This window comes from Pseudomonas sp. UBA5666, from assembly GCF_002420785.1.
Lineage (GTDB): Bacteria > Pseudomonadota > Gammaproteobacteria > Pseudomonadales > Pseudomonadaceae > Aquipseudomonas > Aquipseudomonas fulva.
Window position 1 is genome coordinate 1 of sequence record NZ_DIIQ01000001.1, and the last position, 12,939, is coordinate 12,939.

Genomic DNA, 12,939 nt, shown 5'->3' on the forward strand with positions numbered 1-12,939 from the left:
TTCAGATCGAACATGAGGGCCTCTGGCGAATTAAACGGTGCAGGTGTGTTTGAAGGCATTGGGCAAGTGGCAGGCTTTGCTCGAGTGATTCTTCATGGCAGCCTGCCAAACGGAATCGCAAGTCGGTTTTTCGCAAGCAGTACCGAGTAGGCCTGCCGTCTCAACGCCGCATTAACCAGGTACTCATCGAGTCGCTTTCCTGCACTCAATTTATATTCGAAGGTACTGTTTTCGTCTTGCCAGGAAGTTCCCAATGCTCAGTAGGAATTTTCGTTGCAGGGCACGCTTCATACTCAAGCGGCATCGGTGCTTGCTCTTTGCGGCAAGCCAGATCATCACGTCATGCAAGTTAGAGAGGGCGGCGGGAATACGCAGATTGCTCTGCTAGGTCGGTAGACACCGTTTGCTGGGTGATCGCCATTTGCACAGTGTTTGGCCGCAAGCACCCTGAAGGGCCGTATCAGCCATTAATGAAGCCTAACAGGCAATAAAAAACCCCGGAGCCAGTCCGGGGTTCTTGTACGTCACACTACGCGATCAATCCTGGTTGGCCAGTTTGTGCTCGAGGTAGTGAATGTTGACGCCGCCTTTGCAGAAGCCTTCATCACGCACCAGATCACGGTGCAGCGGGATGTTGGTCTTGATGCCATCGACGACGATCTCGTCCAGGGCATTGCGCATGCGGGCCATGGCTTCGTCACGGTCCTTGCCCCAGGTGATCAGCTTGCCGATCAGCGAGTCATAGTTCGGCGGAACCGAATAACCGCTGTACAGGTGCGAATCGACGCGCACGCCGTTGCCGCCTGGTGCGTGGAAGTGCTTCACCTTGCCGGGGCTTGGGATGAACTTCTTCGGGTCTTCGGCGTTGATACGGCACTCCAGCGAGTGGCCGTGGACCACCACGTCCTCCTGGCGGAACGACAGCTTGTTGCCAGCGGCGATGCTCAGCATCTCCTTGACGATGTCGATGCCTGTGACCATCTCCGACACCGGGTGCTCAACCTGCACACGGGTGTTCATCTCGATGAAGTAGAAGCGGCCATCTTCGTACAGGAACTCGAACGTTCCCGCACCGCGGTAGCCGATCTCGATGCACGCGTCCACGCAGCGCTTGAACACTTCCTGGCGCGCTTTCTCGTCGATGCCTGGGGCCGGAGCCTCTTCCAGCACCTTCTGGTGGCGGCGTTGCAGCGAGCAGTCACGGTCACCGAGGTGGATCGCATTGCCCTGGCCGTCGGACAAGACCTGTACTTCCACGTGACGTGGGTTGGTCAGGAACTTTTCCAGGTACACCATCGGGTTGCCGAAGGCTGCACCGGCTTCGGTACGGGTGAGCTTGGCCGAGGCGATCAAATCCTCTTCCTTGTGCACCACGCGCATGCCGCGACCACCACCGCCACCGGCGGCCTTGATGATCACCGGGTAGCCGACGTCGCGGGCGATGGCCAGCGCGACTTCTTCGTCTTCCGGCAGCGGGCCGTCGGAGCCCGGCACGGTCGGTACACCCGACTTGATCATCGCGTCCTTGGCCGACACCTTGTCACCCATCAGGCGAATGGTGTCGGCTTTGGGGCCAATGAAGGCAAAGCCGGACTTCTCAACCTGCTCGGCAAAATCGGCGTTTTCCGCCAGGAAGCCGTAACCGGGGTGAATCGCGGTCGCGCCGGTGACTTCGGCAGCGGCGATGATCGCCGGGATGTGCAGGTACGAATCCTTGGACGATGCAGGGCCGATGCAGACCGACTCGTCTGCCAGGCCCAGGTGCATCAGTTCACGGTCAGCGGTGGAGTGCACGGCGACGGTCTTGATACCCAGCTCTTTGCAGGCACGCAGGATCCGCAGGGCAATTTCCCCGCGGTTGGCGATCAGGACTTTTTCGAGCTTCCCAGACATCGTTGGCTCTCCGCGATTCAAACGATGGTGAACAGCGGCTGGTCGAACTCAACCGGCTGGCCGTCTTCTACCAGGATGGCGTCGATGACACCGCCGACATCGGCTTCGATGTGGTTCATCATCTTCATGGCTTCGACGATGCACAGGGTGTCGCCTTTCTTCACGCTCTGGCCCACTTCAGCGAAGTTCGGCGAGGTCGGCGAAGGTTTGCGGTAGAAGGTGCCTACCATTGGCGAGCGGATGACGGTGCCCTTGAGGGCCGGGGCAGCGGCGGCAGCTTCGACAGCAGGGGCGGCAGCGGCGACCGGGGCAGCGGCAGGCGCAGCCATCGGGGCAGGTGCGTAGAACTGCTGGGCAGCTGGGGTCTTGCTGTGACGGCTGATGCGAACCGACTCTTCGCCTTCCTTGATCTCCAGCTCGTCGATGCCAGACTCTTCCAGCAGCTCGATCAGTTTCTTGACTTTACGGATATCCATTAATCATCAACTCCCAAAGGTTCGGTCAGGGGGCGAAATTGTTAAAGCGTGTCGACACGCTTCTCTTGACCCTGGCCACCGAGGCCAGGGCTTTCATCATTTGGGCTGTGCGTTGGCAGCCAGCTGTTCCAGCGCGGACTCCAGGGCCAGGCGATAACCGCTGGCGCCCAGACCACAGATCACCCCTACGGCTACATCGGAAAAGTAGGAGTGATGACGGAACGGTTCGCGTTTGTGCACGTTGGACAGGTGCACTTCGATGAATGGGATGCTCACCGCGAGCAATGCGTCACGTAGTGCAACGCTTGTGTGGGTGAATGCAGCCGGATTGATCAGGATGAAATCCACACCCTCGTTGCGTGCCGCATGAATGCGATCGATCAACTCGTATTCGGCATTGCTCTGCAAATACTGCAAATGGTGGCCCGCGGCGCGAGCACGTTGCTCCAGGTCCTGGTTGATCTGGGCCAGGGTCACGGCGCCATAGTGGCCGGGCTCGCGCGTACCGAGCAGGTTCAGATTGGGGCCGTGAAGCACCAGTAGCGTTGCCATCTGCGAGTTCCTTGGATTTGTAGGGCAATTCGACACAGCGCGGCGAGTGTGCCTAAAGCGACGGCAAGTGTCCAGTTCCCGGCAATAGCCAGCACGATGACCGAGATTCGCGCGAAGTATGTGACCGAATAGCAGGATCCGGTCACTGATCGCCGATATGTTCCTATGCCAGCGGGCCGTTACAGGCCTGACGTGTCGCGAACGCGGGACAAAATGGACGCAAAGTTCTCGGCATTTATCTCGCCTATCACCCGATCAGCGGTCAGTTCGCTGCCGTTGGCGGCAAAGAACATCAACGCTGGCGGGCCGAACAACCGATAGCGGTCCAGCAGGGCTCGCTGGGCCGCATCGCTGCGCGTCAGGTCCAGGCGCAACAGTTTGAAGCCCGCCAGTTGCGGCAGTACCTGAGGTGCATTCAACACCTCGTGCTCGATGACTTTGCAACTGATGCACCAGTCTGCGTACCAGTCCAGCAGTACCGGCTGGCCTGCGGCCTTGGCATCGGCCAGTGCAGCATCGAGCGCCTCGGCGGTGGTCAGTGTTTGCCACGCCTGGGCAGGGGACGCAGCCTGACCAGCCATGCTCTCACCAACCGGAGGCAACGGCCGCAGCGGATCACCCTGGCCGCTGAGGGCGCCATACCCGCAGGCCAGGGCGTAGACCAGCAGCGCCAGGCCAAGCAGTTGGGCCAGGCGTTGGCGAGACGTCTTGACGACGAATTCCAGTGTCCCCAGGAACACGGCCACCCCGGCCGCGAGCAACCCGATCAGCCCCAAGGTGACGGGCCCTGGCAAGACCCTGCTGAGCAAACCGATGGCCAGCCCCAGCAACAGGACGCCGATGGCGTTCTTGACACTGTTGAGCCATGGGCCGCTTTTCGGCAGCCAGGCGGCGCCACCGGTTGCGACCAGCAGCAGCGGGGCACCCATGCCCAGGCCCAGCGCGAACAGTTTGAGCGCACCGCCCAGGGCGTCTCCACTGGCACTGATATACAGCAGAGCACCGGCCAGCGGCGCCGAAACGCAGGGTGAAACCAACAGGCTGGACAACACGCCCAAGGCCGCGGCGCCCAGCAGCGAGCCGCCTTGGGTGCGATTGGCGACGCCGTCCAGACGGTTGCTCAGGGCCTGGGGCAGCTTGAGTTCGAACAAGCCGAACATGGCCAGGGCGAAAGCCACGAAGAACAGCGCAAAAGGCACCAGTACCCAGGCCGACTGCAGGCGCGCCTGCAGGTTGAGGCCTGCGCCGAACAGGCCCATCAAGGCCCCGAGGGCGGCGAAGCTGGCAGCCATGGACAGCACATAGGCCAGTGACAGCGACAGCCCGCGCAGCCCTCCTGTCTGACCGCGCAGTACCACACCCGAGAGAATGGGCAGCATGGGCAGCACGCATGGCGTGAACGTGAGGCCTACGCCGGCGATGAAGAACAGCAGGAGCGCTTTCCAGTCCCAGACGTGCGCGGCCTGGCTGCTCGGCGCGCTATCACCGTCAATGCTCAGCCGTTCGGTTTCAGGTGGATAGCACAAGCCTTTGTCAGCGCAGCCCTGGTAGCCCACCTGCAAGGTGAAAGCCCTGGAATCATTGCGTGGCAGCTCGATGTCGACGATGCCGTGATACACCTCCACATCGCCGAAGAATTCGTCATGCTTGGCCTCGCCCTTCGGGATGACCGGCGTACCCAGAACAATGTCGGCCGGCTCGGTTCGAAACACGAAACGGTGGCGGTACAGGTAATAGCCGTCGGTGGCCACCAGGCGCAGCTTGATGGCATGCGCGTCGGCCTGGATCAGGCTGAGCTTGAAGGCTTCGTGTACCGGGAGGAAGTCGGCATTGCCGGCCAGTGAGGAGGCGCCGAGGGTGGCGCTGGGGCGATTGTCCAGCAACCCCGTGGCGAACACCGGGCTGGCCAGCAGTAGGCACAACAGGAAAAACAGGCGGTGCATGGTGAACTCGCAAGAACGAACGTGCCGCGCATCATAACGGAGTTGACGCTCAGGGAACCATGCGTGGGCCCGCCCGCCTGGCCGGTGCTGGTCTATAGCTATGTCTTGAGCTTGGGTGGGCTGCTCTGCCGATCGCTCAGACCCTGAAGGCACCCACCGCCTGGTTCAGGGCGCTGCCAAGGCTAAGCAGGTGGTCGCCTTGCTCGCGTCCTTCACCGATGCGTTGCAGGTTATCTCCGCCCAGTTGATGAATCCGCTCGCTGTGGTCACGGATCTCGCTCACCGCTGCGCTTTGTTGCGCCGTCACTTCGGCAATGCGCAGGGCAGTGTCGGCAATGGTGCGGATCGCGCACACGATTTCGTCCAATGCGCCGTCGGCGGTCTGGGCCTGATTGGCAGTGGCCTCGGCATGCACCAGTTGTACCCGCGTACCGTCCACGGCGCCCTTGGCTGCCTGCTGCAATCTGTCGATCAGGGTCTGGATTTCCCCAGTAGCGCCGGTGGTGCGTTGGGCCAGGGTGCGGACTTCGTCGGCTACCACGGCGAACCCGCGACCCATTTCACCAGCGCGGGCGGCTTCGATGGCGGCATTGAGTGCCAGCAGGTTGGTCTGTTCCGCGATGGACCGGATCACTGTCAGCACGCCACCGATCGTGGCCGACTCTTCTGCCAGTTGCTCAATCATGCGCGCGTTGCCCTGCACCTCGTCGACCAGCGTGCGTAAACCCGACAAGCTTTGCCCGATCACCGCCTGGCCCTGTTCCACTGCCCGGCCTGCGTCACGGCTGGCCAGGGCTGCAGCGCTGGCGTCGCCAGCCACCTGCTGGATGGTCGCTTCCAGTTCTCCAAGCGCGTCGCGAATCTGCCCGGTATCCCCGGCCTGTCGTTGTGCGCCATCGTGCAAGGCAGCACTCATGTCGGCCAGCGCATGGCTGCTGCCGGCCACTTGCTCGGCGTTGTGCCGCAGGGCGCCTACCAGTTCGACCAGGTACTGGCGCAGGCGATTGAGCGAAGCCTGGATGTCATGCAGCTCGCGGTTGGTCCTGCCCATTTCGACAGGCTGGGTAAAATCGCCCTCGGCCCAGCGCGACAGCGCAGGCGCCAGGCCGGTGAGTGTGCGTGCAAGACGACGTTGCAGGGTGTCGATGAGCAGGGCGATCAGCAGGATCATCACGATCATCCCCCCTTGCAGGGTGCGCACTTCGCCCGCGATCGTGCCATGCAGGCTGCGCACCTCTGGCTCCAGGGCCGCGATGGCCTGGCGCACTGCCTCCAGTTGTTGCGTGGCGCGGGTCGCCAGGGCGGCGCGCTGGGCGATCTGGGCACGGGTACGTTGCAGCTCGGCCGGATAGCGCCCAACCAGGCTTTGCAACTCGCGCTTGAGGCCTACGGCGACGTCTTCTTGCTGGGCACGGGTATCGGTCTGCAAACCCATCAGCGCAGCAAAGTCATCCGCGCCGGATTCGGCAGCACGGGTCAAGCCCAGCAGCGGCAAGCCTTCGATGACGTGCGCCTGGGCCTGAATCGATTGCAACTCGCGTTCCAGCTCGTTCGCAAGTTCCGGCCGGCCGCTGCCCACCAGCTTTTCCCGCGCCAGGCCAAGCCTGCTCAGGTGCAAGGTCGCCTCGACAAGCGGCAGCAGGTATCGCCCAGCGTCGGGGCTGGTGCTGTCGCGCGCATAGGTGGTCAGTTGCTCCAGATTGGCCCCCAGCTCGCGCTCGGATTGCAGCAACAGCGCCTGGGGGTCACCGGCCAACTTGCCGGCGGCCAGCAACTCACCCGCGCTGAAGGCCTGGAGGTCGTCCAGGCTGGGGCGCAGTTGGCTGGCCATCGCCTCGGGCCATTCGGCCAGCGAGGCTTGCAGTTGAACCGTGGCCTGCAGTGCCGCGGCATGGCGCACGGCATCGCCGTTGCCAAGATAGGCCTGGATGTTCTCGGCCGCCTCAGTCTGGAAATGGCGCGACAGGGTCAGGTAGCGCTCCATCATCTGGTAGGGGCGCTCCAGCGCCCGCTGCGACCACCACAGCGTGACGCCCAGGGCGATGCACACCGTCACCAGTAACAACGTATTCAAATTGGTCAGCCACTTCAGGCGCATAGCCGCGAGCTTCCTGCGGGGGAGGGAGGAGTCAGGGGCCTGAAGTTATTGCGTTCGTGTGACGCGATGATGACGGCGGCACGCAGTTGAATGGCAAAGTGCCTTTATCCTTTGCCCGGCTTTTCAGGGCTCCACACGCACCACGCAATTGCGTCCCGCATGCTTGGCCCGGTACAGCGCCTCGTCGGCCGCGCTGGCCATGGTCAGCGCATCGAGGCCATCATCGAGTTGCACCACGCCCGCGCTGAACGTGCAGCGCAGGTCATGGGGCTGGGCTGGGTAGAGGATTTCGGCAAAACGCCCGCGGATGTCATCGAGCACCTTGTACGCCGCCTCCAATGGGGTATTGGGCATGACGATCGCGAACTCCTCGCCGCCGTAGCGTCCGATGAAATCGGTCTTGCGCAGGCGTTGCTTGAGAAACAGCGCCAGGCTCTTGATTACCCGGTCGCCCATGGGGTGGCCGTGGCGGTCGTTGATTTTCTTGAAGCGGTCGATGTCGAGCATGGCAAAGCTCAACGGCTGCTGTTCGCGCCGGGCACGGAAGCTGCAATCCTCGAGCAATTGCAGGATATGGGTGTGGTTGTACAGCCCGGTCAGGCTGTCGCGGACCATGCGCGCCTTCAGGTGCCGAGCGCGGGCCGCGCGGTTGCGCACCGTGGTGATCAGGTGGCGCGAGCGAAACGGCTTGGTCAGAAAGTCATCACCGCCTTCGCTCATGGCCTCAAGCTGCTTGTCCAGGTCATCTTCGGCCGACAGGTAGATGATCGGCACACTGACGTAGCGGTCGTTGTGGCGAATCACCTTGGCCAGTTCAGGGCCGGTGCACGCCGGCATGTACAGGTCAAGGATGATCAAGTCAGGCTGGAAGTCAGCCAGTTCGGCCATGGTGGCGATGGGGTCGGTCAAGCTGCGGGTGATCATTCCGGCGCCTGCCAACACCCGTTCCGTGAACAGGGCCTGGGTGCGTGAGTCATCGATGATCAGCACGCGCAGGGGATCGTACGGCGCGGCATCGGTCAGTAATTCGACCTTCTCCAGCAGACTGGAAGCCTCCAGCGTCCCGGTGAGGAAATCGCGTCCGCCCGCCCGCACGGCGGCCAAGCGCGTCGGGGTATCGGTTTCGTGGTGGCTGAAGAACAGCAGCGGCAGGGGTTTGGTCTGCCGCGCCTGGGCTTCGGCCGCCAACGTCAGGCCCTGGCCGACCCCATTGAAGTCGACGTCCATGATGACCGCCGAAGGCGGGCATTCGTCCACCGATGCGCGAAAGGCATCGGCAGTGGGCAAGGCCTGTACGCCCAGGCCGAAGAATTCCAGTTGCTGGGCCAGGCGCTCGGCGCGGTCGTGGTCCTGCAAGAGGATATAGACCGGCCTGCGCTGGGGCGCCAGCAGCAACTGATCGTGTGGATCGTCCTTGCGCAGGCCACTACGCGCAACATGCTCAGCGGGGCACTGCGGGCTCGGCTCAACTGCTTGGCTCATGTCCTGGCTACTTGTCGTTAGGGGTATGCAGGGGCAGTGATGGCTCTATGCTAGCAGCTCTTGAGCTGCGTATGCGTGGCCCCTTTCAACAAACTGGGCTGAATGACTATTCAGTTCTCGACCCAGGGGTCGCTTATGCGTAAGGCGGTGTCTGCTTTATAGTGCTGTCAGGCGGGCTTGCCGTGGCACCCTGGCGTAGGCCTGTGGTCAAAGCCCCTGAACCGTCGTGACTGATCAAGGATATAGCCATGCTGGACTGGAAAAACCGCGAGGCCAAAGCCGAGCCCCGCGAGCGTGTCGACGGCCGCGGCGCTGCCGCCCGTAGCTATTTTGGTGGCCTGTGGGGCCGCTCACTGTTGGCCCTGATCGGGCTCTACCTGCTGGTGTGCATCGGTCTTGCCTGGTACTGGAGCCAGGAACCCGAATTGTTCCCGGTGCAGCAGAACGCCCAGAGCGCAGCCGAGCGTAACGGCCAGCAGATGGTAGTGGGCTACACCACCGTCGAAACGCTCAAGACGGTAGCGAGCACCTTGTTGAACAAGCCAGGTGGCTATATCGCCAATGACCGTCTCCCGCCAGGCCTGTGGATGGACAACATGCCCAACTGGGAGTACGGCGTACTGGTCCAGGTGCGTGACCTTTCCCGCGCGCTGCGCAAGGACTTCGCCCGCTCCCAGTCGCAATCGACTGAAGACGCCGACCTGGCCAAGGCCGAGCCGCGCTTCAACTTCGATTACAAGAGCTGGATCCTGCCGTCCAGCGAATCGGAATTCGAAGAAGGCATCAAGTCGCTGGCGCGCTATCAGGCTCGCCTGGCTTCAGGCGACAAGGGCGCGATCTTCTATACCCGTGCAGACAACCTGAACAACTGGCTGGGTGACGTCGCTACCCGCCTGGGCTCGCTGTCGCAACGGCTCTCGGCCAGTGTAGGCCGCGTGAAGCTCAACACCACCCTCAAGACCGAGTCCGTGGTGGCTGGCCAGGCGCCGCAGGTAGATGAGGAAGTGGTGGAAACCCCATGGCTGCAGATTGACGACGTGTTCTATGAAGCCCGCGGCCAGGCCTGGGCGCTGTCGCACCTGCTGCGTGCGATCGAAGTCGATTTTGCCGACGTGTTGGCCAAGAAGAACGCCACCGTGAGTGTGCGTCAGATCATCCGGGAACTGGAGGCCTCGCAAGAGCCTCTGTGGAGCCCGATGGTGCTCAACGGCAGTGGTTTCGGCATGTGGGCCAACCACTCGCTGGTCATGGCCAACTACATCTCCCGCGCCAACGCGGCGGTCATCGACCTGCGCCAGCTGCTGTCGCAGGGTTGAGATGAGCTTCAGCCCTGATGAAGCCGCCCACCGGGCGGCTTCGGACCGGGAGCGGGTTACCTGGGTGGACGAACACGACCAGGTGCTCGGCGCGTTGCCCAGGGCGCAGTTGCGCGAGCGCGGGCTGATCGGGCGCTGCACGTTCATTCTGTTGTTCAATGGTGCCGGCGAACTGTGCGTGCACCGGCGTACCCTGAGCAAGGCGCTGTACCCCGGCTACTGGGACGTTGCCGCCGGTGGCATGGTGGCCGCTGGTGAAACGTACGCCGAATCGGCTGCGCGCGAGCTGGCCGAGGAACTGGGCGTCGCCGACGTGACCTTGCGCTTTCACGAGCGGTTCTTCTTCGATCAGCCTGACAATCGCCTGTGGTGCGCCTTGTACTCGGCAGTGTCCGATGCGCCGCTGCGGCTGCAGCCCGAGGAAGTGATCGAGGCACGTTTCATCGGTATTGATCAGGCCCTGGAGGACAGTCGGCTAAGGCCTTATTGCCCTGACTCGATGGCTGCGTTGATCCGCTACAGGAACAGCCTCGTCTAGCCGCTGCAGAGCGGGTCGCAAAACATTCGCAAAATGGCGCAATCCAGTACTTAGCAACTGCACCGTTTATCGTTACACTGCGCGGCCTTTTCGGGCTGCCGCACGTGTTGCGGCAGTAGCGCCGCCCCTGCCAGAGTGGGGCTTCGCGGTCGGCCTCATGCGCAGGTACGACCAGTTTTTGTCCTCAGCACCGAGGCACAAAAGTGGCCAAGAAAGCTTCTTCCCTCTCCGCCCTCGGCGGTCTCGTTTATTCGACCGATACCGGTCGTCATTGCCCTGACTGTGGCCAGCCCGTGGATGCCTGTACCTGCAAGCAGCAGGTCATCCCCGAGGGTGATGGTATTGCCCGCGTGCGCCGCGAGAGCAAAGGCCGTGGCGGCAAGACCGTGACCACCGTCACGGGTGTGCCGTTGCCGCCCGATCAGCTCAAGGAACTGGCTGCCACCCTCAAGCGCCGCTGTGGTACTGGTGGTGCGCTCAAGGACGGCGTCATCGAGATCCAGGGTGATCATGTGCAATTGCTGCTCGACGAGCTGAGCAAGCAGGGCTTCAAGGCGAAAAAGTCGGGCGGCTGAGTCGCTCGGCAGGTTTTCGTCCTGCGCTTTCTAAACTCGTCGCAGTGCCCAGGGTCTACCCCAGAGCACGGGCGAACCGTCATTTTTGGCTTCTACACTGCTTCCCCGGTTTGACCGGCAGTGTCTTGACTCAATTTATAGGGGACTTGAATGTCCGTACGACGCACACGCAAAGACGATGGTAGCCAATGGACCGTGGCCGACAGCCGCAGTGTTTATGGCATCCGCCATTGGGGCGCTGGGTATTTCGCCATCAATGAAGCCGGGCGCGTCGAAGTGCGCCCCAACGGCCCGGACAGCTCGCCGATCGACCTGTACGAGCAGGTTGACCAGCTGCGCCAGAGCGGCCTGTCGCTGCCTTTGCTGGTGCGCTTCCCCGACATTCTGCAGGACCGCGTACGCCAGCTGACCGGCGCCTTCGACGCCAACATCGCGCGCCTGGAATACCAGAGCCAGTACACCGCCCTGTACCCGATCAAGGTCAACCAGCAGGAGGCGGTGGTCGAGAACATCATCGCCACCCAGAACGTGTCCATCGGGCTGGAAGCCGGCTCCAAACCCGAATTGCTGGCGGTGCTGGCCTTGGCGCCCAAGGGCGGTACCATCGTCTGCAACGGTTACAAGGACCGCGAGTTCATCCGCCTGGCGCTGATGGGACAGAAGCTGGGCCACAACGTCTTCATCGTCATCGAGAAAGAGTCCGAAGTGGCCTTGGTGATCGAGGAAGCGGCCGACCTCAAGGTCAAGCCGCAGGTGGGCCTGCGCGTGCGCCTGTCGTCGCTGGCATCGAGCAAGTGGGCTGACACCGGGGGCGAGAAGTCCAAGTTCGGGCTTTCTGCCGCGCAGCTGATTTCCGTGGTGCAGCGTTTCCGCGATGCCGGCCTTGATCAGGGTATCCGCCTGCTGCACTTCCACATGGGCTCGCAGATCGCCAACCTGGCGGACTACCAGCACGGCTTCAAGGAAGCCATCCGCTATTACGGCGAATTGCGCGCCCTGGGCCTGCCGGTGGACCACATCGATGTGGGCGGCGGCCTGGGTGTTGACTACGACGGCACTCACTCGCGCAACGCCAGCTCGATCAACTACGACATGGATGACTATGCCGGCGTGGTGGTAGGCATGCTCAAAGAGTTCTGCGACGCGCAGGGCTTGCCGCACCCGCACATCTTCTCGGAGAGCGGCCGTTCGCTGACGGCTCACCATGCCATGCTGGTCATCCAGGTCACTGACGTGGAGCGACACAATGACCAGGTGCCGACCATCGAGAACAAGGACGCGCTGCCCGAAACCGTGCAGTGGCTGGCCGATCTGCTGGGGCCCACCGACATCGAGATGGTGACCGAAACCTACTGGCGCGCCACCCACTACATGGGCGATGTAGCCGCCCAGTATGCTGACGGCAAGATCAGCCTGGCCGAGAAAGCCCTGGCCGAGCAGTGCTACTACGCTGTGTGCCGTCGTCTTTACAACTCGCTGAAGGCTCGCCAGCGCTCGCACCGTCAGGTACTCGACGAGCTGAACGACAAGTTGGCGGACAAATACATCTGCAACTTCTCGGTATTCCAGAGCCTGCCGGACACCTGGGCCATCGGTCAGGTGCTGCCGATCATCCCGCTGCACCGCCTGGACGAAGAGCCCCTGCGGCGCGCCGTGCTGCAAGACCTGACGTGTGACTCCGACGGCAAGATCAACCAGTATGTCGATGAGCAGAGCATCGAGACCAGCATGCCGGTGCACGCCCTGAACGAGGGCGAGGACTACCTGCTGGGCGTGTTCCTGGTCGGTGCCTACCAGGAGATTCTGGGCGACATGCACAACCTGTTCGGTGACACCGACTCGGTCAACATCTACCAGAATGCCGATGGCAGCGTGTACCACGCCGGTATCGAGACCCACGACACCATCGAGGACATGCTGCGCTACGTGCACCTGTCCCCCGAGGAGCTGATGACTCACTACCGCGACAAGGTGGCCAGCGCCAAGATCACCGCGCGCGAGCGTACCCAGTACCTGGATGCGCTGCGCCTGGGCTTGACCCGTTCGTCCTACCTCTCGTCCTGAGA

10 protein-coding genes are annotated in these 12,939 nt (G+C 62.5%); 4 read left to right on the forward strand and 6 right to left on the reverse strand.

Annotation, left to right across the window (positions count from 1 at the left end):
• Nucleotides 1-537: 537 nt before the first annotated feature.
• The 6 genes from accC to B2Y33_RS00030 all read right to left on the reverse strand — a co-directional run bounded on the left by accC (nt 538) and on the right by B2Y33_RS00030 (nt 8,444).
• A complete protein-coding gene (accC, locus tag B2Y33_RS00005; protein WP_027915162.1) occupies nt 538-1,893 on the reverse strand; it encodes an acetyl-CoA carboxylase biotin carboxylase subunit in 1,356 nt (451 codons plus the stop codon).
• 17 nt (nt 1,894-1,910) lie between these two features.
• Nucleotides 1,911-2,369, reverse strand: a complete 459-nt coding sequence (gene accB / locus B2Y33_RS00010) for an acetyl-CoA carboxylase biotin carboxyl carrier protein (RefSeq protein WP_023535179.1) — start codon at nt 2,367-2,369, stop codon at nt 1,911-1,913.
• 96 nt (nt 2,370-2,465) lie between these two features.
• Nucleotides 2,466-2,921 carry a type II 3-dehydroquinate dehydratase gene (aroQ, locus tag B2Y33_RS00015; RefSeq protein ID WP_003255330.1) on the reverse strand — a complete coding sequence of 152 codons (456 nt, stop codon included), beginning with the start codon at nt 2,919-2,921 and terminating at the stop codon, nt 2,466-2,468.
• 179 nt (nt 2,922-3,100) lie between these two features.
• Nucleotides 3,101-4,864 (reverse strand): protein-disulfide reductase DsbD, encoded by a 1,764-nt coding sequence (locus tag B2Y33_RS00020; RefSeq protein ID WP_206405804.1) that lies wholly within the window; start codon nt 4,862-4,864, stop codon nt 3,101-3,103.
• Nucleotides 4,865-5,000: 136 nt separating this feature from the next.
• Complete coding sequence (locus tag B2Y33_RS00025) at nt 5,001-6,962, reverse strand: methyl-accepting chemotaxis protein (protein WP_206405803.1); 1,962 nt, start codon at nt 6,960-6,962, stop codon at nt 5,001-5,003.
• A 123-nt stretch (nt 6,963-7,085) separates the two neighbouring features.
• A complete protein-coding gene (locus tag B2Y33_RS00030; protein WP_027915165.1) occupies nt 7,086-8,444 on the reverse strand; it encodes a diguanylate cyclase in 1,359 nt (452 codons plus the stop codon).
• 248 nt (nt 8,445-8,692) lie between these two features.
• On the opposite strand from B2Y33_RS00030, the gene B2Y33_RS00035 reads away from it, so the two are divergent.
• The 4 genes from B2Y33_RS00035 to speA all read left to right on the forward strand — a co-directional run bounded on the left by B2Y33_RS00035 (nt 8,693) and on the right by speA (nt 12,937).
• Nucleotides 8,693-9,760 (forward strand): DUF2333 family protein, encoded by a 1,068-nt coding sequence (locus tag B2Y33_RS00035; RefSeq protein ID WP_027915166.1) that lies wholly within the window; start codon nt 8,693-8,695, stop codon nt 9,758-9,760.
• Between the two features lies 1 nt (nt 9,761).
• Complete coding sequence (locus B2Y33_RS00040) at nt 9,762-10,298, forward strand: NUDIX hydrolase (RefSeq protein ID WP_027915167.1); 537 nt, start codon at nt 9,762-9,764, stop codon at nt 10,296-10,298.
• Nucleotides 10,299-10,501: 203 nt separating this feature from the next.
• Nucleotides 10,502-10,873, forward strand: a complete 372-nt coding sequence (locus tag B2Y33_RS00045; RefSeq protein ID WP_206405802.1) for a translation initiation factor Sui1 — start codon at nt 10,502-10,504, stop codon at nt 10,871-10,873.
• Between the two features lie 150 nt (nt 10,874-11,023).
• Nucleotides 11,024-12,937 carry an arginine decarboxylase gene (gene speA / locus B2Y33_RS00050; RefSeq protein ID WP_023535169.1) on the forward strand — a complete coding sequence of 638 codons (1,914 nt, stop codon included), beginning with the start codon at nt 11,024-11,026 and terminating at the stop codon, nt 12,935-12,937.
• Nucleotides 12,938-12,939: the final 2 nt, after the last annotated feature.